The sequence below is a fragment of the Aeromonas sp. FDAARGOS 1414 genome (genome assembly GCF_019047065.1).
GTDB classification, from domain to species: Bacteria; Pseudomonadota; Gammaproteobacteria; order Enterobacterales; family Aeromonadaceae; genus Aeromonas; species Aeromonas veronii_A.
In genome coordinates this window covers 3,374,289-3,396,877 of record NZ_CP077210.1, presented here as the reverse complement: position 1 = coordinate 3,396,877, position 22,589 = coordinate 3,374,289, and the positions used below count along the sequence as shown (strand labels likewise).

Below are 22,589 nucleotides of genomic sequence, written 5' to 3'. Positions count from 1 at the left end.
TGAATTCTGTACGAGTGCCGTCGGGACTGCGGTTGTAATAAAACTCCAAAATTTGATACTAATCACCTTCGCGCCTGAAAAGCGGGGGCCTGACCATGACAGGAGGTTGAGGTAAAGCCTACTGATTTTCATAACAAAGAGCCCTGGACCTGCACTTTGGTCATGTCTTGTTTCGTCAGAAGTGAGACACTGGGCAGCGATTGTTTATTAACCATCAGGGAATAGTCATGCAGATTGGAATACCGAGAGAGAGTCTCGCCGGTGAGACCCGGGTCGCAGCGACCCCGGCTACCGTCGAGCAGCTGAAAAAGCTCGGCTTCGAGGTCGCCATCGAGACCGGCGCAGGCCTGTCGGCCAGCTTCGATGATGCCGCCTTCGAGGCTGCCGGTGCCAGCGTGGTGCCGAATGTCTGGCAAGCCGACCTTATCTTCAAGGTCAATGCGCCGACCGATGCCGAGATCGCACAAATTAAAGATGGCGCCACTCTGGTGAGCTTCATCTGGCCTGCCCAGAACCCTGAGCTGGTCAAGAAGCTGTCCGAGCGCAACATCAATGTGATGGCGATGGATATGGTACCGCGGATCTCCCGTGCCCAGTCCCTCGATGCCCTCTCCTCCATGGCCAACATCGGTGGCTATCGCGCCGTGGTTGAAGCTGCGCACCAGTTCGGTCGCTTCTTCACCGGTCAAATCACCGCAGCCGGTAAAGTGCCGCCTGCCAAGGTACTGGTGATCGGTGCCGGTGTTGCCGGTCTGGCTGCCATCGGTACGGCCGGTTCCCTCGGTGCCATCGTGCGTGCGTTCGATACCCGTCTGGAAGTGGCCGAGCAGATCGAATCCATGGGTGGGGAATTCCTCAAGCTGGACTTCGGTGGCGAAGATGGCGCATCCAGCGATGGTTACGCCAAAGTCATGTCCGATGAGTTCATCAAGGCCGAGATGGAGCTGTTCGCCCAGCAGGCCAAAGAGGTGGATATCATCATCACCACCGCCCTGATCCCGGGCAAGCCGGCTCCCAAGCTGATCACCAAAGAGATGGTCGGCAGCATGAAGCCGGGCTCCGTCATCGTGGACATGGCCGCTCAGGCTGGCGGCAACTGTGAATACACAGTGCCGGGTGAGCTGCATGTCACCGCCAACGGCGTCAAGGTGATTGGTTACACCGATCTGCCGGGTCGTCTGCCTGCCCAATCCTCCCAGCTCTACGGTACCAACCTGGTCAACTTGATGAAGCTGATGTGCAAGGAGAAGGACGGCAACGTCGCTATCGACTTCGAAGACGTGGTTCAGCGCAACATGACGGTGATCCAGGCCGGTGAAGTGACCTTCCCGCCGCCCGCCATCTCCGTCTCTGCCGCTCCGCAGAAACCGGCCGCCGCCAAACCGGCCGCCAAGAAGGAAGAGGCCAAGCCTTCCAACAAGAAGTTCGTGTTCGGTGCTCTCGGCATCGCCGCCTTCGGCTGGATTGCGTCCGTTGCCCCGGCAGCCTTCCTCTCCCACTTCACCGTATTCATCCTGGCCTGTGTGGTCGGTTACTACGTGGTGTGGAACGTCTCGCACGCCCTGCATACGCCGCTGATGTCGGTCACCAATGCCATCTCCGGCATTATCGTGGTCGGTGCCCTGCTGCAGATCGGGCAAGGGTCGACCTTGGTCACCGCGCTGGCGTTCGTCGCCGTGCTGATTGCCAGTATCAACATCTTCGGCGGCTTCACCGTCACTCAGCGCATGCTGAAGATGTTCCGTAAGGATTAAGGGGGTTTAACGTGTCTCAAGGACTGGTAACAGCATCCTATATCGTTGCCGCCGTGCTCTTCATCCTCAGTCTCGCGGGACTGTCGAAGCAAGAAACGGCCAAGCATGGCAACTTGTTCGGTATCGCGGGTATGGCTATCGCCCTGCTCGCCACCGTATTCAACCCGGAGACCAGTGGTGTTCACTGGATCATCCTGGCCATGGTGATCGGCGGTGCCATCGGCGTGCGTCTGGCGCTCAAGGTCGAGATGACCGAGATGCCCGAGCTGGTGGCCGTGCTGCACAGCTTCGTGGGTATGGCGGCAGTACTGGTGGGCTTCAACAGCTTCATCGATCTGCACCCCTCTGCACCTGCTGAGGTGGTCGTCTCCGTCGGTTCCAACCTGGATGCCACCCTGGCAGCCGCCCGTGCGGCGTTCGAGCAGGCCAACAGCGTTGCTCAGGTCGAGCACCTGACCGGCGCCATGCTGAACATCCATCTGGTCGAGATCTTCCTGGGCGTCTTCATCGGTGCCGTGACCTTCACCGGTTCCGTGGTTGCCTTCGGCAAACTGCGCGGTCTGATCTCCTCCAAGCCGCTGATGCTGCCGCACCGCCACAAGCTGAACCTGCTGGCCGTGGTCGCTTCTCTGGCGCTGATGGTCTACTTCGTCAACGCCGGCGGCTCTACCTTCGCCCTGCTGGTGATGACCCTGATCGCCTTCGCCTTCGGCTGGCATCTGGTTGCCTCCATCGGCGGTGCCGACATGCCGGTGGTGGTCTCCATGCTGAACTCCTACTCCGGTTGGGCGGCAGCGGCGGCGGGCTTCATGCTCTCCAACGACCTGCTGATCGTCACCGGCGCTCTGGTGGGTTCCTCCGGTGCGATCCTCTCTTACATCATGTGCAAGGCGATGAACCGCTCCTTCATCTCCGTGATCGCCGGTGGCTTCGGCTCCGATGGCGTGGCCTCCACGGCTGATCAGGAGATGGGCGAATACCGCGAAACCAGCGCCGAGGAAGTGGCTGACCTGCTGAAGAACTCCAGCTCCGTCATCATCACCCCGGGCTACGGCATGGCGGTGGCGCAGGCCCAGTATCCGGTGGCTGAAATCACCCAGAAGCTGCGTGACCGTGGCGTCAAGGTGCGCTTCGGTATCCACCCGGTTGCCGGTCGTCTGCCTGGCCACATGAACGTGCTGCTGGCGGAAGCGAAAGTCCCGTATGACATCGTTCTGGAAATGGACGAGATCAACGATGACTTCGCCGATACCGATACCGTGCTGGTGATCGGTGCCAACGACACCGTCAACCCGGCTGCGATGGAAGATCCGGGCAGCCCGATCGCCGGTATGCCGGTGCTGGAAGTATGGAAAGCGCAGAACGTCATCGGCTTCAAGCGTTCCATGAACACTGGCTACGCCGGTGTCCAGAACCCGCTGTTCTTCAAGGAAAATACCCAGATGCTGTTTGGCGATGCCAAGGCCAGCGTCGAGGCAATCCTGAAAGCACTGTAAGTGCCATTCAGAGAGTGAATATCAAGGAGGCTTCGGCCTCCTTTTTTATTGCTCATCCCTTGTATATCCTCAATCCATACGGACCATGAGGGATCTCCATGATGTGGTGTCAGGGTTGGCGAAGGATCGGGTGGTACGGCTGGCTGCTGGCATCTCTTCTCGTCGGTGGCATGGCTATGGCTCATGACAAGCCGACCCTGACCATATTGACAGAACTGTGGCCCCCCTATGTGATGCACAGCGACAAGGGGGAGCTGGTGGGCGCAGATCTCGAGCTGGCTCGCACCGTGCTGCAGCAGCTCGGCTATCGCACCGAGGTGAAGGTGCTGCCATGGAAGCGGGTGTTGCAACAGGCCCGCCTCGGGCAGGGGGATGCGGTACTCGACGTCTTCTATAACAAGGATCGCCAAGAGTGGCTCCACTACCCCGAAGAGCCGCTCTCTTACAGCGGTGAAGTGCTCTTCTATCCATCGGCTCGTCCGGTGGATTTCAGGCAGCTCTCCGACCTCAAGGGGTTGCGGATCGGCATTCAGGCCGACTATGCCTACAGCCCCGATTTTCTGGCCGATGAAGGGGTGATCAGGGTCGCCATGACGGGCGATGGCAAGATGGTCAAGCAGTTGCATCTGATGATGGCCGGCCGACTGGATGGTGTCGTGCTCAATGAACAAGTTGGTCGTTATCTGCTGCGTACCCAGGGGCTGCAGGATCAGGTGTTCAATGGTCGCCGCCTGCTGACCGACGATAACCGCAACTTTCTCGGATTTACCCACAAGCCCGGCCATGACCAGTTGGCGAGGCGCTTCTCGGCCGCCTTGAAACAGTTCAAGCAGACCCCGGCCTACCAGCAGCTGCTGGCCCGCTATCATCTCTAGGTGACTCCATCGTCTGTGCGTTGCATCACAAATTGTCGCGCTTTGTTAAAAGACGGGCATAATGGCGCTAAAAAAGCGATGTTGCGCAACTTAATTTGATTTTATTGATATTAGAATCAAATTAAGTTGATTTGCATGGGGCAGTCATCAGACGGCCACCTCTCTCGCGACGCCTTGGCGACGCGCTCCTGCTTGATGTTGATCCCGTGTCACCCTTTTTTGCCATGCTGTTGCCTGTGGCGATGACAGGCATTGCGCCACCAAGATGAGAATGCACAGATGAAACCACAATGGACCGACTTTATTACCCTGCTCAAGCGTGAAGTGGTGCCGGCCCTGGGCTGTACCGAGCCGATGTCGGTGGCGCTGGCGGCGGCCAACTGCCGCAAGCTGCTGGGGGAGACTCCGACCCGCATCAGCGTCTGGGTCAGTGGCAATCTGTTCAAGAACGGCATGGGGGTCGGAGTGCCGGGCACCGGCATGATCGGTCTTCCGGTGGCCGCTGCGGTCGGCATCACCGGCGGCAACCCGGATGCCGGGCTGGAGGTGCTCAAGACCCTTACACCAGAACAGGTGGAAGCGGCCAAGACGTTGCTGCCGGTCATCAAGGTGGATGTGAAGGATGTGCCGGACGTGCTCTATGCCGAGGTGCTGGCCGAAGTTGAAGGGCACAGTGCCCGGGTGGTGATCTGTACCGACCACACTCGCATCATCCTGATGGAGAAGGATGGCGAGGTGCTGATGGCGCAGGCCAGCGCTCCCGGCGTGCAGATCCAGCCGGCCAAATCCGCCAAACCGGCCATGACCCTGCGGGAGATCGTCGATTTTGCATTGGAAGTGCCGCTGGCGGAGATCGACTTTATCCGCGATGCCGCCACCATGAATCAGGCGCTGGCAGATGAAGGGTTGCAGGGTTACGGCCTGAAGATCGGCAAGATCCTCACCGAGCAGGTGGAGCGCAAGCTGCTCTCCGACGATCTGATGACCCTGGCCATGCGCCTCTCCTCCGCTGCCTCCGATGCGCGGATGGATGGCGCCATGCTGCCCGCCATGTCCAACTCCGGTTCCGGCAATCAGGGCATTGCCGCCACCATGCCGGTGGTCGCGGCCGCCCGCTTCCTCAAGGCGAGCGACGAGCAGCTGACCCGGGCGTTGGTGATGAGCCATCTGGTGGCCATCTACATCAAGACCTATCAGAACAAGCTGTCGGCCCTCTGTGCCGCCAGTACCGCCGCCATGGGGGCCGGTGCCGCCATCACCTGGCTGCTGGGCGGCCAGTATCAGCAGATCAGCCACTGCATCAACAACATGATTGGCGATGTCTCCGGCATCATCTGCGACGGCGCGGGCAGCGCCTGCTCCATGAAGGTCTCCACCTCCACCTCGGCGGCGGTTAAGTCTTCGCTGATGGCTATCAACAACCTGCACGTCCCCCAGAGCGAGGGGATCGTCTCCGACGATGTGGACCAGACCATCGCCAATCTGGGCCGCCTCTCCAAAGAGGGGATGCTGGATACAGACATCGAAATCATCAACATCATGCGAGCGAAACAGCAGAAGCAGTGAATCTGTGACAAGGGGGCGATAGACCCCCTTGTTCTTGTCACGACGGCGCAGACCGTCTGACACGGTTGCCAGGGCAAGCATGGCGCTTGCTCTTGTTTCTCGGGCCCAAGCCCACTTTTTGGGGAGTCATACCATGACATTTAGCGTTATCGGCAATCTGGCCATCGCCGCCATCTTGCTGTTCTTTCTCTACCGGTTACAGGAAAAACATGTGAGCTTCACCCGCCGGGTATTTGCCGGTCTGGGGCTCGGTATTCTGTTCGGCGCCGCTTTGCAACTGCTTTACGGTGCAGGCTCGCCCGTCATTGTTCAGACCATCGACTATCTGGATATCGTGGGGAGCGGCTATGTGAAGCTGCTGCAGATGATCATCATCCCGCTCATCATGGTCTCCATCATCAGCGCTATCTTGAAGCTCAATGGTGGCACCGCGCTGGGCAAGATCAGCGCCATGACCATCGGCGTGCTGATCTTCACCACCGCCATCGCCGCCGGGGCGGGCATCCTGATGTCCAACCTGTTTGGCCTGACCGCTGAAGGGCTCACCTCCGGTGCCGCCGAAAGCGCCCGTGGTGCCGCGCTGCAGACCACCCTCGGCAGCGTCGAGAGCATGTCTTTCGCCAAGATGATGCTGGAGTTCATTCCCGCCAACCCCTTCCTCGACATGACCGGGGCGCGCAAGACCTCCACCATCGCCGTGGTGATCTTCTCCATCTTCATTGGCCTCTCCGCTACCGGCATCGCCCGCAAGAAGCCGGAGATCTTCGCCAGCTTCAGCCACTTCGTGGCTGTGGCTCATGCCATCGTGATGCGAATGGTGACCCTGGTGCTGCGCCTGACCCCGTTCGGCGTACTGGCGCTGATGACCAAGGTGGTCTCCGGCTCCAACTATGCGGATATTCTTAACCTGCTCAGCTTTGTGATGGCCTCTTACGGCGCCATTGCGATCATGTTTGTCGTGCACCTGTTGCTGGTGAGCATGGTCGGCATCAACCCGCTGCGCTTCCTCAAGAAGATCACTCCGGTGCTGGCGTTTGCCTTCACCTCGCGCACCAGTGCGGGCTCCATCCCGATGAACGTGCAGACCCAGACCAAGTCGCTGGGTATTCCGGAGGGGATCGCCAACTTCGCCGCCTCCTTCGGTTCCACCATCGGCCAGAACGGCTGTGCCGGTATCTATCCGGCCATGCTGGCAGTGATGATTGCCCCGACCGTCGGGGTTAACCCGATGGAGCCGGGCTTCATCATGACTCTGATCGCCATCATTACCGTCAGCTCCTTCGGGGTGGCCGGGATTGGCGGCGGTGCTACCTTTGCCGCGCTGATCGTGCTCTCCGCGCTGGATTTCCCGGTGGCGCTGGCCGGTCTGCTCATCTCCATCGAGCCGCTGATCGACATGGGCCGCACTGCCCTCAATGTCTCCGGCTCCATCACCGCAGGGACGGTCACCAGCCGCCTGATGGGCGAGACCGACATGCATGTGTTCAACAGCGATCACGAAGTGAGTCTGGACGGCGAAGAGTCCACCGTCTGATTTGCGTCGGTTGATCTGCCTGTGGAAAGGGGCGACCCTTTCCCGTCATAGACCGCAGGGAGGGCATGCCCTCCCTGCGCCATTGAGAGGAAAAACAATGAGAATTCTGATCATCGGTGGCGAAGCCGCCGGTATGAGCGCGGCCGCCAAGGCACGCCGTCTGGCCAAAGATGCCGAAATCGTGGTGTATGAGACCTCCGAGGTGATCTCTTTCGGTGCCTGCGGCCTGCCTTACTTCGTCGGTGACGAGTTTCAGGAGCCCGGCTACATGGCCGAGTTCACCCCCGAGCAGTTTGCCGCCAAGGGGATCGAGGTCAAGATTGGCCATCGGGTGCTGAGCGTTGACGCAACTGCCCAGACCCTGCAGGTGGAGCACAATGGCGACATCTTCACCGATCGCTACGATCGGCTGATGATTGCCACCGGTGCCCGCGAAGTGATGCCCCCCATCCCCGGTTTGCAGCAGCAAGGGGTATTCGGTCTGCGCCGGATGGCCGACGGGCTGGCGCTCAAAGCTGCGGTGCAAGACAAGAATAATCGCCGCGCCGTGGTGATTGGTTCCGGCTTTATCGGGCTGGAAGTGGTCGAGGCGCTGGTCCATCAGGGCAAGGAGGTGCGTCTCATCGAGCTGGCGGATCGGGTCATCCCCGACGCGTTTGATGGCGAGATCACCCAGCACATCGAAACCGAACTGCGCGAGCAGGGGGTCTCTCTCCATCTGGGTGAGCGAGTTGAAGCGCTGATGGGGGATGGCCGGGTGACCGGCGTGCGTACCAGCCAGGGCGAGTACGAGGCCGATATTGTGGTGGTCTGCACCGGGGTCAAGCCCAACACCGAGTTTCTGGCCGATACCGGCATCGAGCGGCTCGGTAACGGCGCCATCAAGGTGGACCGTCAGGGGCGCAGCTCGCTCGCCAACGTCTGGTCGGCCGGTGACTGTGCCAGCGTCTGGCACAGCGTGAAGCAGCAGCAGGTCTATGTACCGCTCGCCACCATCGCCAACAAGCTGGGGCGCATGGTGGGCGAGAACCTGGCGGGGGCCGAGCAGGAGTTCCCGGGCACTCTCGGCTCTGCCGCGCTCAAGGTGTTGGGGCTGGAGGCGGGCCGAACCGGCCTCTCCGAGCAGGAAGCCAGGGCCATGAGCATCGACTATCGCACCGTGGTGATCAAGGACAAGTGCCACACCAACTACTGCCCGGGTCAGTCCGACATTCACGTCAAACTGGTCTATGAGGCGGGCAGCAAGCGGCTGCTGGGCGGCCAGATCCTCGGTCGCAAGGGGGCGGTCCACCGCATCGACGCGCTGGCAGTGGCCATCACCATGGGGGTGACCACCGAGCAGCTCGGCATGCTGGACTTTGCCTACGCGCCGCCCTTCTCCCGCACCTGGGATGCCCTGAACGTGGCGGGTAACGTCGCGAAGTAACAGGCGCTGGTCAGGCGGAAAATGAGAAGAGGCGGCACAGGGGGCCGCCTCTTCTTTTTGTTTAAAGCTGCCTCAGGGATTGGCAGGGGGATCTTGCCGCTCCGGCTTGCCTGTCGCCGGTTTGCTGCCGACCAGCACGGCGCCGAAGAAGATAAGCGCAACACCTGCCGCCTTGCTTGCCACCAGCGGTTCGGCAAAGACCGGCATGCTCACCGCCAGCAGATAGACCAGCCCGTAACTGGTGCTGAGCAGTGGGTAGGCGATATTGAGCGGTGTGGAGTGCAGCGCGGCCAGCCAGCAGAGCAGCGATAGCCCGTAGCAGAGGATGCCGATGACGATGGTGAGGAGTGGCAGGGGGTGAGCCAGCATCACGGCGGGATCGGCCTGCCATGCAGGGAGGCTGATCGCTCCCCACTTCATGCAGAGCTGCGCCACCGTCACCAGCACTATGCTGCCTAACACGTAGAGATAGCCCTTCATCGCAGGCCTCCCAGCAGCAGGGCGCCGACGATGATGGTGGCAGCTCCCAGCCAGTTGTGGCTGCTCACCGGCTCGTGGAAAAAGAGGCGTGAGCCGAGCAGCACCAGCACCAGATTAATGCTGAGCATGGGGTAGGCCATGCTCAGCGGCAGTCGTTGCAACAGATAAATCCAGAGCAGCATGCCACTGCCAAGTGCTGCCACGCTGGCAACAAGCCAGGGGGAACGCAGCTTTTGCAGGTGGTTACAGGGGTTACGCTGCCAGCAGATAACGGCCTGCTTTTGCAGCATCTGGCCGCTGCTGGTCAGCAGGCACACCAGTAATAGCAGCACTATATCCATCAGCGTACTCCATGGTAGATGAGCAGGGTCAGCCGGTGGCTGACGAGGGTCTCGTCGGCAGGGGGCAGAGGGCCGGTCTCTCCGTCGTGATCGGTCTTCATCAGCAGGGCAACTTGCCCCTTCTCGCGCGCTTGTGCCAACCATCTCGGGAACTCTGCACGGGCAACATAGCGGCCCTTGGCATCCGGATAGCCCAGGCCGTAAGCTAGCTCTCCTTTGTCGTCGAACAGCATGATCTCGCCGCGCCGTGTGCTCCGGGCGAGAGCGGATGCCAGTCCCGGATCGCTGGCCAGCAGAGTCTCTGAACCCTGCAGCACGGCCTGATTGGTCTCGATGAAACGCTCTGGCAGCTTTGAGTCGATCAGTGATTGCGGCAGCGCCCAGGGCAGGCCGATGGCCAGTATCATGGGGCAGAGCGCGCTCAGGACCCAGCGGCGACTGACCGCCTGCAACTGGATGAGTCCGAGCAGGGACCAGCCGATAAAGATGGCCATGGCCACCGACAGTGCCCCGTGATCCTCTTCACCGTAGATGGCTTGGTCGCGGGATAAAGCCAGCACGGTCAGCACTACCAGTCCGATGAGGCCGAACAGGCCGTTCAGCCAGGCGTTGAGTTTGAAGGCCCGCTCTTTAACTTCCTTGATTTTGTCCACGGCGCTGGTGGCCATCAGCATGGCCAGCGGGGCGAAACAGGGCAGGATATAGGTGAGCAGCTTGCCTTTGGCAATGCTGAAGAAGAGCAGCGGCAACACCACCCAGGCCAACAGATAGAGGGTTTCCGGGCTGTTCTTGCGCGCTTGCCATCCTTGCTTCAGTGCCCCCGGCAGCAGGCCGAGCCAGGGCAGGGTGCCGAGCAGCCCCATCGGCAGGTAGTACCAGAATGGCGCCTTGTGCTGCGCATCTTCCGAGGCGAAGCGCTGGATGTGCTCAATCCAGAAGAAGTAGTGCCAGTAGTCCGGCTCGCGCAGGTGTACGGCGATGGCCCAGGGGGCGACCAGCAGAGCCGCGCTAAGGATGGCCAGCGGCCCGAAACATACCAGCTCGCGCAGGCGGCGCTGATAGATGGCGTAGGGCATGATGGCTACCACGGGTACCGCCAGTGCGATAAAGCCTTTGGTGAGAAAGCCCATGCCGCAGGCGAGGCCGAACAGCAGATAGCCTGCCACTCTGCGACCGGGCGGCCCTTCTTGCAGGATGAGGTAGAAGCTCACCATGGCGGCATTGAGCCAGAGGGTGACCATGGCATCCAGCACGCTGTAGGTGCCGATGCCGTAGACGATCAGGGTCGAGAGATAGATCAGGCTGGCGAACCACGCTGTACGCCGGCACTGCCACAGCTGCAGAGCGAACCAGAAGATCAGCAGGGAGCTCAGGCCGGTGGCTGCGGCCGAGGCGAAGCGGACCGCAAAGTTGCTCTCGCCAAACAGCAGCTGGCTGAGGCTGTTGAACCAGTAACCGGCGATGGGTTTCTCGAAGTAGCGCAGGCCAAGGAAGTGGGGCACCACCCAGTCACCCGTGGTGATCATCTCCCGGCTGATCTCGGCGTAACGGTTTTCGTCCGGGCTCCACAGCATCCGCTGGTTGAGTGGCAGCAGGTAAAAGGCGAGGAAGAAAAGGGGCAGGGCCCATCGGGTCATCTTCATGAGATTCTCTGTTGCAATCTGGCGAGCGGGTTCATGGCGTCATCTTGCAACCGAGCCACCCTTCGCGTCCTGGCAGGGAGCCGCGCAGCAGATGGCTGGTCGGCAAGAGGGCTGGGTCGGGGGGAAGCAGGTTGCCAAGGGGGATGAAGTGGATGCCGCGCGACCTGGCTTCATCGAGCAGGAGATCGAACTGCTCGGCCATGACGATCCCCTCCACCTCGGCGTGGATGGTGTAGACATGGGGGCCCGGTTGCGGTGCCGCAGTCAGCTGCTCCAGCAGGAAGTGGTTGAAGCGCTCGGCCGTCACCTGGCTGCCAATCACCTCGTCAAAGGTGGGCAGGTTGACCGGGATCTGCGGGGTGCCGGGCCGACCATCCTCCAGAATGGGACGGAACAGGCCGCAGCCACGGCAGTCACTGTTGTAGCGAAAGCCGAACTGCTCCTTGGCCTGGGTGGTGAGGGGATCGGCTCGCCAGCCGGCGGCGGCGGAGCAATCCACTTCGCGCCCCAGGATCTCGCTCAGGGCATCGACTCCGAGCCGGGTCTGGCGGATCAGTTCGGCTTCGTCCCAGCGACCGGTATTGGCCTGCCAGCCGTGGTGATCCCAGGCATGCAGCCCCACCTCATGGTGCGCCTTATCGGTGTCGCGCATCAGGGAACCCAGCTCTCTGCCGATGGACTTGCCGGGCCAGGCGGTGCCAGCCAGCAGGATATCGAGCCCATAGAGGGATGCGGCGTTGGAACGCAGCATCTTGAGCAGGAAGCGGGGTTTTAGCAGGCGCCACAGGTGGCGCCCCATGTTGTCCGGACCGACCGAGAAGAAGAAACTCCCCTTCACCTGATGCTTGTCGAGCAGTTGCAGCAGGCGGGGAACCCCGTCACGGGTTCCCCTGAAGGTATCGACGTCGATCCGCAGACCCACTTCAGTCATGCTCGACTCCCGTCGTGACCGCCCCCTGCAGGAAGAAGTCCAGTGTCTTGCCGATGGTCTCTTCCATCTCGATGGTCGGTTCCCAGTCGATCAGCTTGCGGGCATTACGGATGCTCGGGCGGCGGTGGGAGACATCCTGATAGCCGTCGCCGTAGAAGGACTTGCTCTCCACCAGATTGAAGCCGGCAAATGGCGGGAAGTGGTGGCGCAACGGGTGGGCCTCGAACTTGGCGAGCAGCACCTCGGCCATCTCGCGAATGCTCGCCTCGTTATCCGGGTTGCCGATGTTGATGATCTGGCCGTTGCAGCGATTGCCCCTGTTTTCGACGATGCGGAACAGGGCTTCAATGCCATCCTCGATATCGGTGAAGCAGCGTTTCTGGGCGCCGCCATCCACCAGCTGGATCGGGGTGCCGTCCACCAGATTGAGGATCAGTTGGGTGATGGCGCGGGAACTGCCGATGCGGGCAGAGTCCAGGCTGTCGAGGCGTGGGCCCATCCAGTTGAAGGGACGGAACAGTGTGAAGTTGAGCCCCTCTTTTTTGCCGTAGGCCCAGATCACCCTATCCAGCAGCTGCTTGGAGACCGAGTAGATCCAGCGCTGTTTGTTGATGGGGCCGACGATGAGGCGGGATTCATCTTCGTCGAAGCTGTGGTCGTCGCACATCCCGTACACCTCGGAGGTGGAGGGGAAGATGATGCGCTTGTGGTACTTGACGCAGTAGCGGACGATCTTGAGGTTCTCTTCAAAGTCGAGTTCGAACACCCGCAGCGGGTTGCGGGTGTACTCGATGGGGGTGGCGATGGCCACCAGCGGCAGGATCACGTCGCACTTCTTGATGTGGTACTCGATCCACTCGGTGTGGATGCTGATGTCCCCCTCCACGAAGTGGAAGTGGGGGTGGCCGATGAAGCGTTCCACTGCGCTGGAGCCGATGTCGAGGCCATAGACCTCGTAGCCGCCATCCTTGAGCAGGCGCTCGGTGAGGTGGTTGCCGATAAAGCCGTTGACGCCGAGGATCAACACCCGGGTCAGCCGTGCCTTGCGCATGGCCTTGCTCGCCTTGTCGCCGATCTTCATCCCTTCCATCAGCCCCAGCTCGCGGGCAAGTTGGGCGCCGCGTACATAGAGCCCCCCTTCGACCTGACCGGCCAGGATCTCCAGCACCCCTTCACCACAGGCCACCCGCAGCGGGTCGTGGGAGAGAATGGTGCCCGGCTGCTGGTCGCTCTGGATCGCCAGCGGCTTTGCCTGCCAGACCGTCAGCTTGCGATCACCGGCGAAGCTGAAGGCTCCCGGGTAGGGCTGGGTAACGGCACGTACCAGGTTATAGAGATCCCTGGCGGGCTTATCCCAGTGCAGTTCGCCATCGGCCGGGGTGCGGCGACCATAGTAGCTTGCCTTGCTCTCGTCCTGCGGGGTGAAGGTGGCGTCACCGCGCTTGAGTTTGACCAGCTCCCCTTCCAGCAGGGCGCGGGCTGCCTGGCGCATCTTGCCATGCAGGGTCAGCGCGGTGTCATCGTGGGCAATGGTTACTGCCTGTTGGGCAAGGATATCGCCGGCATCGGCACGGGCTGTCATCCGGTGCAGGGTCATGCCGGTTTCGCGTTCGCCGTTGACCAGACACCAGTTGATGGGCGCCCGGCCACGATAGGCAGGCAGCAGGGATCCATGCAGATTGAAGGCCCCGACGGTCGGGATATCGAGGAGTTCCTGCTTGAGCAGGTTGCGGTAGTAGAAGGAGAAGATGGCCTCGGGCGCCAGTTCGCGGATACGCTCGACCCAGAGCGGGTGGTTCACGTCTTCGGGAGAGTAGACCGGCAGGTCATGTTCGGCGCAGAGCTGGGCCACCGAACCGAAGAAGCGGTTCTCGCCCGGATCATCGGCGTGGGTGAAGACCGCCTGGATCTGATAACCGGCCTGAAGCAGTGACTCGATACCGGTGCAGCCGATATCGTGATAGGCAAAGACGACAACGTTCATGATTGAGTTTCCTGTTGCGAAGCATCCGGTGTGGAGCGAACGATTTGGTGAATGAAGTAGCGGGGGCGGGCGCGCACATCGGTATACATGCGGCCTATGTACTCACCCAGCAGCCCCATCCCGATCAGCTGTACGCCGACAAAGGTGAAGAGAATGGCAAACAGGGTGAAGACGCCATCTGCTGCCCAGTCGGCGCCCAGTAACAGGCGCAGCAGCAGCAGCAGGATCGAGAAGGTGAAGCCGATCCCCGCCACCAGGCTGCCAACGATGCTGAGCAGACGTAGCGGGGCCGTGGTCATACAGGTGACCAGGTCGTACATCAGGTTGATAAGGTGCATCAGGCCGTATTTGGATTCGCCGTGGGCCCGCTCGGCGTGGCCCACCTCCAGCTCTGTGGTTCGGCGGGCAAAGCTGTTGGCCAGGATGGGGATGAAGGTGCTGCGCTCCTGACAGCAGAGCATGGCGTCGATGATGTGGCGGCGATAGGCACGCAGCATGCAGCCGTAGTCGCTCATCTGGACGCCGGTGGCCCGCTGTACCGACTTGTTGATAAAGCGGGAGGCTGTTTTGCGAAACCAGGAGTCCTGCCGGTTGCGGCGGATGGTACCGACCACGTCATACCCTTCCATGGCGCTGGCGACCAGCCGCGGGATCTCTTCCGGCGGGTTCTGCAGATCGGCATCCAGGGTGATCACCAGATCCCCTGTTGCCGTCTCGAAGCCGGCCATGATGGCGGCATGCTGGCCATAGTTGCGGTTGAGCAGCACGGCGACCAGCTTGCTCCCTTCGCGATTGGCGGCTTCGCTGATGATGGTGGCGGATCGGTCGTTGCTGCCGTCGTCGATCAGGATCACTTCGTAATCCTGGCTCAGCTGCTCGCAGGTGTCGGTCACCCGTTGCAGCAGTTCCGGCAGGCTCGCCTCCTCGTTGTAGACGGGGATGATGACTGAGACCCGTTTGATGTCGTTATGGTTCACGTATTGTTACTCCAGTATGTCGGTCAGGGCTGCCACAACCCGATCCACGTCGGAGAGCGTCATGTCGGGGAAGAGGGGCAGGGTGCAGAGCCGTGACGAGTTCCACTCTGTGTTGGGTAGCGAAAGATCCGGATAGCGCTCCCGGTAGTACTTCTGGGTGTGGGCGGCGCGAAAATGCAGGCCACTGCCGATGCCTCGCTCCTGCAGCGCCTGCATCAGCTGATCGCGATCGAGGCCGCACTGCTCGGGGTCGACCCGCACCATGAAGAGGTGCCAGGCATGCAGATGGGGGTAGGTGGGGATGGCCAGCGGTGCCAGCGGCAGGTTGGCCAGACGTTCATGGTAGCGAGACACCAGTTCGACCCGCTTGGCATTGAGCTCGGGCAGGCGGGCCAGCTGCACCAGGGCGATGGCGGCGTTGATGTCGGCCAGGTTGTATTTGAAGCCCGGCATGATCACCTCCGCCTGCGGCTTGCGTCCCTGCGTCATGCGGTCGAAGGCATCGACTCCCAGGCCGTGAAATTTCAGCATGCGAGCCTTGTCGGCCAGCGCCTGGTCATCGGTCACCAGCATTCCTCCCTCGGCACAGGTAAGATTTTTGATGGCGTGGAAAGAGAAGATGGCGGTGCCGGTTTCCCCGACCCAGCGCGCGCGATAGCGGGTGCCGACTGCATGGGCGGCATCTTCGATGACTGGAATATCGTGCTGGCGACCCAGGGCGAGGATGGGGTCGAGGTCGACCGGTGCCCCTGCGTAGTGGACCGGGATGATGGCCCGGGTGTTGGGGGTGATGAGCGGCGCTATCTGGTCGGCGCTGACCATCAGAGTATCCCTGTCCACATCGACAAAGACCGGGGTGGCCCCCAGCAGGGTGATGATGTTGATGGTGGAGACCCAGGTCTGGGAGGGCGTGATCACCTCGTCACCCGGGCCAATCCCCAGCGCCATCAGGGTGACATGCATGCCCGCGGTCGCGGAGCAAAGCGCGACCGCATGCTGGCAGCCAAAGGTCTCGCAGAAACGCTGCTCCAGCTCATGATTTTTCGGGCCCGTGGTGATCCATCCCGATTGCAACACCTCGCTGACGGCACGGATCTCGGCCTCGCCCATGGCAGGCTTTGAGAATGGCAGAAAGTCTTTCATACGACTCCGGTCTTAATGTCGCAAAAAATAAAATGACGATGAAAATCTGCATTGCTGATTTTCACTGGAAATATGCTTGGGGAAAGTGTCGAGATTGCTCGATATATTTTGAAAGTAGCTGAATAACGAGTTTTTATTCAAGCGCATAGCAACACTTGGTAACAATTACTGCCGTTTTGATGGCGTGGCTTAATATGGAAATATCTCGTAACAAAAAATCGCTTGGCTTTATTTTAGGTTGGTGTTTAGCCACTTTTTTGACTGTCGCCATCTAAATCATCTGCTATTGCTCAACAGGTTGGGTGTCATTCAGAATTGACATTGCTTGTTACAAATTGCCCGTAGTGCAATTGAGTAAAGGATGTAAAGTTTCCATCATTACGCATTATGGAAAAATCGTTATGAATATCACAGTGTTTGGCAGTGGCTATGTCGGACTGGTACAGGCAATTGTATTGGCAGATGTAGGGCACCAGGTTGTTTGTATCGATCTCGATGCAGATAAAATAAATAGATTATCCCATGGCGAATTACCAATATATGAGCCGGGACTGGATGTGTTATTACACCAGACATTGCAAAATGGCTCGCTGACATTCACCACGGATATTCCCATGGCGGTTACCCATGGTGACGTGCAATTTATCGCCGTCGGTACGCCCCCTGATGAGGATGGTTCGGCCGATCTGAGCGCCGTCAGGGCGGTGGCGAGATCGATTGCCCAGCATCGTGCAGATGAGGTGATCATCGTCAACAAATCCACCGTGCCGGTTGGTACGGCAGACAAGGTGTTTTACTGGGTCAGGGAGCAGCAGGCCGAACTTGGCAAGCAGTTTGAATTCGATGTGGTCTCCAATCCGGAATTTCTGAAAGAGGGGGCGGCCGTCAGGGATTGCCAGCGCCCGGATCGCATTGTTATCGGCACCGGCAAGGAGCGTTCCAGAGCCGTGATGCGCGAGTTGTATGAGCCATTTAATCGCAATCACGACCGCATTCTGTTTATGGATGTTCGCAGTGCCGAGCTGACCAAATACGCCGCCAACTGCATGCTGGCCACCAAGATCAGCTTTATCAACGAGATGGCCGGGCTGGCCGAGCGGGTCGGTGCCGATATCGAACTGGTGCGGCAGGGGATTGGTGCCGACCAGCGCATCGGCTACCAGTTTATCTATCCCGGTTGTGGTTATGGCGGATCCTGTTTCCCCAAGGATGTGAGGGCATTTCTGGCGACTGCAGCGGCCCTCGACTACGACACGCCGCTTATTCGTGCGGTGGAGCGGGTCAACGAGCGGCAGAAGTTCAAGCTCTTCGACACCCTGGCCTGCCACTTTCACGAGCGAGGCGAGTCGCTGGCGGGCAAGACCATCGCCATCTGGGGACTCGCCTTCAAGCCCAATACGGATGACATGCGCGAAGCGCCGAGCCGGGTGTTGATGGAGGCGCTCTGGCAGGAGGGGGCCCGGGTGCAGGCCTTCGATCCGGTGGCGATGAAGGAGGCACAGCGTATCTATGGTTGCCAGCCCGAGCTGTCGCTGATGGGGACCAGGGAGGCAGCGCTGGCGGGGGCGGATGCGTTGGTCATCTGTACCGAGTGGAACGAGTTCAAGGCGCCCGATTTTGCCCAGATCAGGAAGATGCTGGCGCACCCCCTCATCGTCGATGGTCGCAATCTCTACGATCCGCTCAAGATGAAGGGGCTGGGCTTTTCCTACTATGCCATCGGGCGTGGGGAGACCATTACAGAAGGTATGAGCCATGCAGAGTGCTGATATTTCGGAGCGCACGCTCTGCTGGATGTTGCTGCTGGTTACGCTGGTGCTGCTGTTTGGCCAGTTTGACCATCAGCTCTGGACCCCTGACGAGCCGCGTGAGGCAGCCATTGCACTCGAGATGTACCGCAATGGCGATTGGGTGGTACCGACCCTTGGCGGGCACAGCTTTATCGAGAAGCCGCCGCTCTTCTATATGGCCGCTCTGCCGTTTCTTGATGGGTTTGAATCCTGGCTGGGGGTGACCAATAGCCTGCGGTTGGCGGGCGTGGTCTGGGCGGCGGGTATGCTGCTCTTTACCGGCCTGCTGGCCTATCGCCTGCTTGGCAATAGATCGGCCGCGATCTGGTCGGTGATCGCACTGGGCACCATGGAAGGATTTATCATCAACACGCACTGGATTAGAACGGACAGTGCGCTTGCCTTCTTTGTCATATTTACCCTTTGGGCATTTTCAGAATATTACCTTGTAAGCCGTCGGTGGATGGCGATACTGGCCGGAATAGGGTTGGCGGGCTGTTTTATGGCAAAAGGTCCTATTGGGCCACTGACAGTTTTTTTTGGCTGGTTCCCGCTATTCTTCTTCGCTGCAATATGTGCCGCCATCGACAAAAAACTGCCAGGATTTATCTGGCAGCATCTGCTGATGCTGCTCTGTTTTATATTGCCAGTGGCAGCGTGGATTCGTGAATTAATTAATCATGTCGATGGCGATGCTTTATGGAATGAGTGGTTCTGGCAGAATCAGGTAGGCCGCCTGACAGGCACCTCGACCGAACTCGGCCATATCAAGAAAGGGGCATATCTTTATTATTTATGGGGGATGGCTGAATATACCATCCCCTGGTTGCCATTCATTTTCTATTGGGGTTGGCAAACCATCAAACAGCGACGCTGGAGTCGTGAGAGGTTATTTCTGTTGTGCTGGGCAGTGGGCACCCTTTTGCTGTTAACCCTCTCATCCACCAAGCGCACCCTCTATCTTTTTCCGTTGTTGCCGGTATTTGCCATCATGCTGGGTCAGGTCAGCCTGAACTGGCCGGGATGGACGGCTCGCTATGGTCGGGGATGGCTCTGTTTCATGCTGCTGTTCTGTGTCGTGGTCATAGGGCTACCTCTGCTGGGCCCTTCACTACCGGTGGCCAGTCATGTTCCGGCAGACGTGCTACAGGTCGCCAGCAAGCTGGGGTGGCGTTATATCCCCGCCAGTATGCTCTTCGTGATTGCGCTGGCGCTGTTGTTGCGGCGCAAGGAGGTGCATGGCGCTACTCATGTTGCCAGCTCGGTGGCCATCATGTTTCTGCTCACCTTTACACTGGTTTACCCCTTGATCGATGCCGCCAAGGGAGTATCGGGAAAGATGGCCCGGTTGCTTGAGGGAATACCGCTCGAGAAGCGGGATCGCATCGCCGGCTGGCAATTGGGGGAGACGGAGCTTGGTCTGCTCTCTGCCTATGAGCAGATGCAGGTAATGAATCTGGACAGGGAGAAAGTGAGGGATGTGGTTGCCTGTCGTGATGCCCGGTTTGATGCCGTGTTGGTCAATGGTACGGCCGGGGAGAGGGTCAAGCTGCTGGAGGGGATTCCCTATCAGTTGCTGGCCCAGACCGCTCTGCGCTCGGACAAGGGGCAACTACTGACTCTGGTGACAGGATTACAGTGCCATTAAGCCATCTATTCCCATTCAGGGGCACTGTATGAGGCAATATGGCCGTGTGGTGACGGTTCCGCTCTTCCCGGCCTGGCGTCGGGCTGACAGCGGGTTTGCAACCCTTGGTGATAAGCGAACTTCACGATGCGGCCATCTCGCAGGTGGCTAATGAATGGGATAGATGGGGTGTGAGGGGCCGCGACCGCTATGGGTTGCAGGAACTTCACCCAGCCGGATTGGTGGATTGCAAAGATAAAAAAACCGATGCCAAGGCATCGGTTTTTTATTACCGGTTTATCCGTATCACTCAGCCACGGCCGAGGCGGTTCTCCGGGTAGTTCTTGGCCAGCACTTCGCGGGCATGCTTGGCCAACTGCGGCATCTTCAGAGCGTCGTAAGACTCGACCATGATCTCCAGCGCCTTCTCGGTTTCGGCTGTGTCGGGGTAGGTTTCGACAATCAGCTTGGCCCGGTTGGCGGCCGCAACCAGCGCATCACGCTTCACGTAATACTCGGCCACGCTCAGGTCATATCGGGCCAGACGATTCTTCAGGCCAATCATGCGGGCGCGGGCATCGGCGGCATAGACGCTGTTGGGGTAGTTTTGCAACAGGGTCTTGAAGTCCTGGAATGCCTGACGGGCATAAGCCGGGTCTTTGTCGTCCCGATCGATACCGAACAGGCTCTGGAAGAAGTTGTAATCCGCCGCCATGTTGGTCAGGCCGCGCATATAGAAGACGTAATCGATATTTTTATGCGCCGGATTGAGGCGGATAAAACGGTCGATATTGGCGATCGCCTGAGCGGTATCATCCTGCTTGTAGTAGGCATAGATGAGGTCAAGCTGCACCTGGTTGGAGTAGGCGCCGAACGGGTAGCGAGAGTCCAAAGCCTCCAGCAATTCAGTGGCTTGCACGTAATTGCCAACGTCCAGTTTGAGGCGTGCTTTCTGGTACAGGGTCTCCGGCGGTTCGTCGGGTACCTTGGGTTTGGTGCTGGAACAGCCTGTGATCAAGGTAGCGACCAAGGCGAGCGACATCAGCAGGTGAGACTTCTTTCCCATCAACAACATCCGGTCCATTTCCACGAAATTGGCAAAGTATCCGTTATGCTTGGCTAAAAGAAAAGCTAGAATACCCGGATTATTTCGAATTGATACCCCCCGCTCAAGAGACCATACATGAGCCAGCATATTGAACTGACAGGCGAATTCCAGGATCACCAATTCGGGCAGCGACTCGACCAGGCCCTGGCCGAATTGTTTCCAGACTACTCCCGCACCCGCATCAAGGAGTGGATTTTACAGGACAGAGTGACCCTGGACGGTCAGGTTGCCAACACCCCGCGCGAGAAGATTCTGGCCGGGCAGCAGGTGCATGTGAATGTCGAGCTGGAAGATGATACCCGCTGGGATGCCCAGGATATCGAGCTCAACATCGTTTATGAAGATGAACACATTCTGGTGATCGACAAACCGGCCGGTCTGGTGGTTCACCCGGGCGCAGGTACGCCGGATGGCACCATCCTCAACGCCCTTCTGCACCGCTACCCCGGCATTGCCGAGGTACCCCGCGCCGGTATCGTGCACCGTCTGGATAAAGACACCACAGGTTTGATGGTGGTTGCCAAAACCGTACCCGCCCAGACCCATCTGGTGGAAGCGTTGCAGGCGCGCCAGATCACCCGTGAGTACGAAGCGATCGCCATCGGTCACATGACCGCAGGTGGCACCGTCGATGCGCCCATCGGCCGTCACCCGACCCAGCGTACTCATATGGCTGTGGTGCCCAATGGCCGCCCCTCCGTGACTCACTACCGGGTACACGAGAAGTTCCGTGGCCACACCCGTCTGCGTCTGCGTCTGGAGACCGGCCGTACCCACCAGATCCGTGTCCACATGGCGCACATCAAACACCCGCTGGTGGGTGATCCCGCTTACGGTGGCCGTCTGCGCCCGCTGCGCAACGCGACCCCTGAGCTGACTCAGGCACTGCGTAACTTCAACCGTCAGGCGCTGCATGCCACCATGCTGCAACTGGCTCACCCCATCACGGGTGAAGTGATGCAGTGGCATTCAGCTACACCGCAAGACATGGTGGAGCTGATGGAAGTGCTGCGCGCGGATACGCTCGCCAATCCGGATGATCTGGTCTGGAACTGATGTGATAGGGCCTGCTGCGTCGGTTTCTGGCGTCATCCGGCCCGAATAGATGCCAATCGGGGTTCCCTTGCAGGAGCCCCGTTTTTATATCGGTGAATTGAAGGAGTCACAGATGAAATGGATCGAACCCGACTGGCCAGCCCCGGCGAGCGTCAGGGCGTTGTCGACCACCCGGGATGGCGGCGTCAGTGAAGGGGTCTTTGCCGGTCTCAATCTGGGCGCCCACGTGGGTGACGAACCGGCGCGAGTCGAGGCCAATCGCGCCCGCTTGCAGCAGGCGGCCGCCATCCCGGGGCCCCTCAACTGGCTCAATCAGGTACACGGCACCGTGGTTCATCAGGTCAGCAGCCATTATCAGCAGGCGCCGGATGCTGATGCCGCCTGCGCCCATGAGGCGGATCAGGCCTGCATCGTGATGACCGCCGACTGTCTGCCGGTGTTGTTCTGCGATCGGGCCGGTACCGTGGTGGCCGCAGCACATGCTGGCTGGCGTGGACTGAAAGAGGGCGTGCTGGAGGCGAGCATCGTCGCCATGGGCTGCGAGCCGGGCGAGGTCCTGGCCTGGCTGGGCCCGGCCATCGGCCCCACTGCGTTTGAAGTGGGTGGCGAGGTGCGCGAGGCCTTTATGGCCGAGCAGGCCGAAGCAGAAGCGGCGTTCATCCCTTCGTCCAATGAGGGGAAATGGCTGGCGGATATCTACCAGCTGGCCCGGCTGCGCCTTGCCCGCGCCGGCGTCACCGCCATCTATGGTGGCGAATACTGCACCTTCAGCGACAGCGAGCAGTTTTACTCCTATCGCCGCGACGGCCAGACCGGCCGGATGGCCTCCCTCATCTGGTTGGCCCGCTAAGCAATCAC

Annotated in this window: 18 protein-coding genes; 10 read left to right on the top strand and 8 right to left on the bottom strand. The window is 60.0% G+C overall.

Translation table 11 applies throughout. The features are described from left to right. Window positions 1-227: 227 nt before the first annotated feature. The 6 genes from pntA to I6L44_RS15295 all read left to right on the top strand — a co-directional run bounded on the left by pntA (window position 228) and on the right by I6L44_RS15295 (window position 8,651). Complete coding sequence (pntA, locus tag I6L44_RS15320) at window positions 228-1,754, top strand: Re/Si-specific NAD(P)(+) transhydrogenase subunit alpha (protein WP_216952264.1); 1,527 nt, start codon at window positions 228-230, stop codon at window positions 1,752-1,754. An 11-nt stretch (window positions 1,755-1,765) separates the two neighbouring features. Next, the gene (pntB, locus tag I6L44_RS15315) at window positions 1,766-3,250 is read left to right on the top strand and encodes a Re/Si-specific NAD(P)(+) transhydrogenase subunit beta (RefSeq protein WP_005339759.1); all 1,485 of its coding nucleotides are present in this window, start codon (window positions 1,766-1,768) and stop codon (window positions 3,248-3,250) included. A gap of 98 nt (window positions 3,251-3,348) precedes the next feature. Further along, complete coding sequence (locus I6L44_RS15310; RefSeq protein ID WP_216952263.1) at window positions 3,349-4,125, top strand: ABC transporter substrate-binding protein; 777 nt, start codon at window positions 3,349-3,351, stop codon at window positions 4,123-4,125. Between the two features lie 279 nt (window positions 4,126-4,404). Next, entirely contained in the window at window positions 4,405-5,691 is a 1,287-nt protein-coding gene (locus tag I6L44_RS15305) for a serine dehydratase subunit alpha family protein (protein ID WP_216952262.1), read from the top strand. Between the two features lie 133 nt (window positions 5,692-5,824). Further along, entirely contained in the window at window positions 5,825-7,225 is a 1,401-nt protein-coding gene (locus I6L44_RS15300; protein WP_088870353.1) for an L-cystine transporter, read from the top strand. A gap of 97 nt (window positions 7,226-7,322) precedes the next feature. Then, window positions 7,323-8,651 carry a CoA-disulfide reductase gene (locus I6L44_RS15295; RefSeq protein WP_216952261.1) on the top strand — a complete coding sequence of 443 codons (1,329 nt, stop codon included), beginning with the start codon at window positions 7,323-7,325 and terminating at the stop codon, window positions 8,649-8,651. Window positions 8,652-8,723: 72 nt separating this feature from the next. On the opposite strand, the gene arnF is transcribed toward I6L44_RS15295, so the two are convergent. From arnF to arnB, 7 genes are read right to left on the bottom strand one after another with little or no spacing between them, the layout of a single operon-like run. Next, window positions 8,724-9,131 carry a 4-amino-4-deoxy-L-arabinose-phosphoundecaprenol flippase subunit ArnF gene (arnF, locus tag I6L44_RS15290; protein WP_216952260.1) on the bottom strand — a complete coding sequence of 136 codons (408 nt, stop codon included), beginning with the start codon at window positions 9,129-9,131 and terminating at the stop codon, window positions 8,724-8,726. Beyond that, window positions 9,128-9,472, bottom strand: coding sequence for an EamA family transporter (locus I6L44_RS15285; protein ID WP_216952259.1), 345 nt, complete (start codon window positions 9,470-9,472; stop codon window positions 9,128-9,130). The genes arnF and I6L44_RS15285 overlap by 4 nt, the downstream gene beginning before the upstream one ends. Continuing rightward, window positions 9,472-11,115: a lipid IV(A) 4-amino-4-deoxy-L-arabinosyltransferase gene (gene arnT, locus I6L44_RS15280; RefSeq protein WP_216952258.1), complete on the bottom strand. Its 1,644-nt coding sequence runs from the start codon at window positions 11,113-11,115 to the stop codon at window positions 9,472-9,474. Before arnT ends, I6L44_RS15285 begins: the two co-directional genes overlap by 1 nt. Window positions 11,116-11,146: 31 nt before the next feature. Further along, entirely contained in the window at window positions 11,147-12,046 is a 900-nt protein-coding gene (arnD, locus tag I6L44_RS15275) for a 4-deoxy-4-formamido-L-arabinose-phosphoundecaprenol deformylase (RefSeq protein ID WP_216952257.1), read from the bottom strand. Beyond that, entirely contained in the window at window positions 12,039-14,030 is a 1,992-nt protein-coding gene (gene arnA / locus I6L44_RS15270; RefSeq protein WP_216952256.1) for a bifunctional UDP-4-amino-4-deoxy-L-arabinose formyltransferase/UDP-glucuronic acid oxidase ArnA, read from the bottom strand. The genes arnD and arnA overlap by 8 nt, the downstream gene beginning before the upstream one ends. Continuing rightward, window positions 14,027-15,007, bottom strand: coding sequence for an undecaprenyl-phosphate 4-deoxy-4-formamido-L-arabinose transferase (gene arnC, locus I6L44_RS15265; protein WP_216952255.1), 981 nt, complete (start codon window positions 15,005-15,007; stop codon window positions 14,027-14,029). Before arnC ends, arnA begins: the two co-directional genes overlap by 4 nt. A gap of 6 nt (window positions 15,008-15,013) precedes the next feature. Beyond that, window positions 15,014-16,150: a UDP-4-amino-4-deoxy-L-arabinose aminotransferase gene (gene arnB / locus I6L44_RS15260; protein WP_216952254.1), complete on the bottom strand. Its 1,137-nt coding sequence runs from the start codon at window positions 16,148-16,150 to the stop codon at window positions 15,014-15,016. 401 nt (window positions 16,151-16,551) lie between these two features. On the opposite strand from arnB, the gene I6L44_RS15255 reads away from it, so the two are divergent. Beyond that, a complete protein-coding gene (locus tag I6L44_RS15255; RefSeq protein WP_216952253.1) occupies window positions 16,552-17,919 on the top strand; it encodes a UDP-glucose/GDP-mannose dehydrogenase family protein in 1,368 nt (455 codons plus the stop codon). Continuing rightward, window positions 17,906-19,588 (top strand): glycosyltransferase family 39 protein, encoded by a 1,683-nt coding sequence (locus I6L44_RS15250; protein WP_216952252.1) that lies wholly within the window; start codon window positions 17,906-17,908, stop codon window positions 19,586-19,588. The genes I6L44_RS15255 and I6L44_RS15250 overlap by 14 nt, the downstream gene beginning before the upstream one ends. A 289-nt stretch (window positions 19,589-19,877) precedes the next feature. Here the strand turns inward: I6L44_RS15250 and I6L44_RS15245 are convergent, their stop codons facing one another. Then, a complete protein-coding gene (locus I6L44_RS15245; RefSeq protein WP_019446583.1) occupies window positions 19,878-20,633 on the bottom strand; it encodes an outer membrane protein assembly factor BamD in 756 nt (251 codons plus the stop codon). Window positions 20,634-20,750: 117 nt separating this feature from the next. Between I6L44_RS15245 and rluD the strand changes: the two genes are divergently transcribed. Continuing rightward, window positions 20,751-21,731, top strand: a complete 981-nt coding sequence (rluD, locus tag I6L44_RS15240) for a 23S rRNA pseudouridine(1911/1915/1917) synthase RluD (RefSeq protein WP_005339771.1) — start codon at window positions 20,751-20,753, stop codon at window positions 21,729-21,731. A gap of 112 nt (window positions 21,732-21,843) precedes the next feature. Further along, a complete protein-coding gene (gene pgeF, locus I6L44_RS15235) occupies window positions 21,844-22,581 on the top strand; it encodes a peptidoglycan editing factor PgeF (RefSeq protein ID WP_216952251.1) in 738 nt (245 codons plus the stop codon). The last annotated feature ends 8 nt before the right edge of the window (window positions 22,582-22,589 follow it).

Bases quoted from the DNA above. Each gene is read 5' to 3' on its own strand.
- pntA (WP_216952264.1), top strand. From the start codon at position 228: ATGCAGATTGGAATACCGAGAGAGAGTCTCGCCGGTGAGACCCGGGTC.
- I6L44_RS15310 (WP_216952263.1), top strand. From the start codon at position 3,349: ATGATGTGGTGTCAGGGTTGGCGAAGGATCGGGTGGTACGGCTGGCTG.
- I6L44_RS15305 (WP_216952262.1), top strand. From the start codon at position 4,405: ATGAAACCACAATGGACCGACTTTATTACCCTGCTCAAGCGTGAAGTG.
- I6L44_RS15300 (WP_088870353.1), top strand. From the start codon at position 5,825: ATGACATTTAGCGTTATCGGCAATCTGGCCATCGCCGCCATCTTGCTG.
- I6L44_RS15295 (WP_216952261.1), top strand. From the start codon at position 7,323: ATGAGAATTCTGATCATCGGTGGCGAAGCCGCCGGTATGAGCGCGGCC.
- arnF (WP_216952260.1), bottom strand. From the start codon at position 9,131: ATGAAGGGCTATCTCTACGTGTTAGGCAGCATAGTGCTGGTGACGGTG.
- I6L44_RS15285 (WP_216952259.1), bottom strand. From the start codon at position 9,472: ATGGATATAGTGCTGCTATTACTGGTGTGCCTGCTGACCAGCAGCGGC.
- arnT (WP_216952258.1), bottom strand. From the start codon at position 11,115: ATGAAGATGACCCGATGGGCCCTGCCCCTTTTCTTCCTCGCCTTTTAC.
- arnD (WP_216952257.1), bottom strand. From the start codon at position 12,046: ATGACTGAAGTGGGTCTGCGGATCGACGTCGATACCTTCAGGGGAACC.
- arnA (WP_216952256.1), bottom strand. From the start codon at position 14,030: ATGAACGTTGTCGTCTTTGCCTATCACGATATCGGCTGCACCGGTATC.
- arnB (WP_216952254.1), bottom strand. From the start codon at position 16,150: ATGAAAGACTTTCTGCCATTCTCAAAGCCTGCCATGGGCGAGGCCGAG.
- I6L44_RS15255 (WP_216952253.1), top strand. From the start codon at position 16,552: ATGAATATCACAGTGTTTGGCAGTGGCTATGTCGGACTGGTACAGGCA.
- I6L44_RS15250 (WP_216952252.1), top strand. From the start codon at position 17,906: ATGCAGAGTGCTGATATTTCGGAGCGCACGCTCTGCTGGATGTTGCTG.
- I6L44_RS15245 (WP_019446583.1), bottom strand. From the start codon at position 20,633: ATGGGAAAGAAGTCTCACCTGCTGATGTCGCTCGCCTTGGTCGCTACC.
- rluD (WP_005339771.1), top strand. From the start codon at position 20,751: ATGAGCCAGCATATTGAACTGACAGGCGAATTCCAGGATCACCAATTC.
- pgeF (WP_216952251.1), top strand. From the start codon at position 21,844: ATGAAATGGATCGAACCCGACTGGCCAGCCCCGGCGAGCGTCAGGGCG.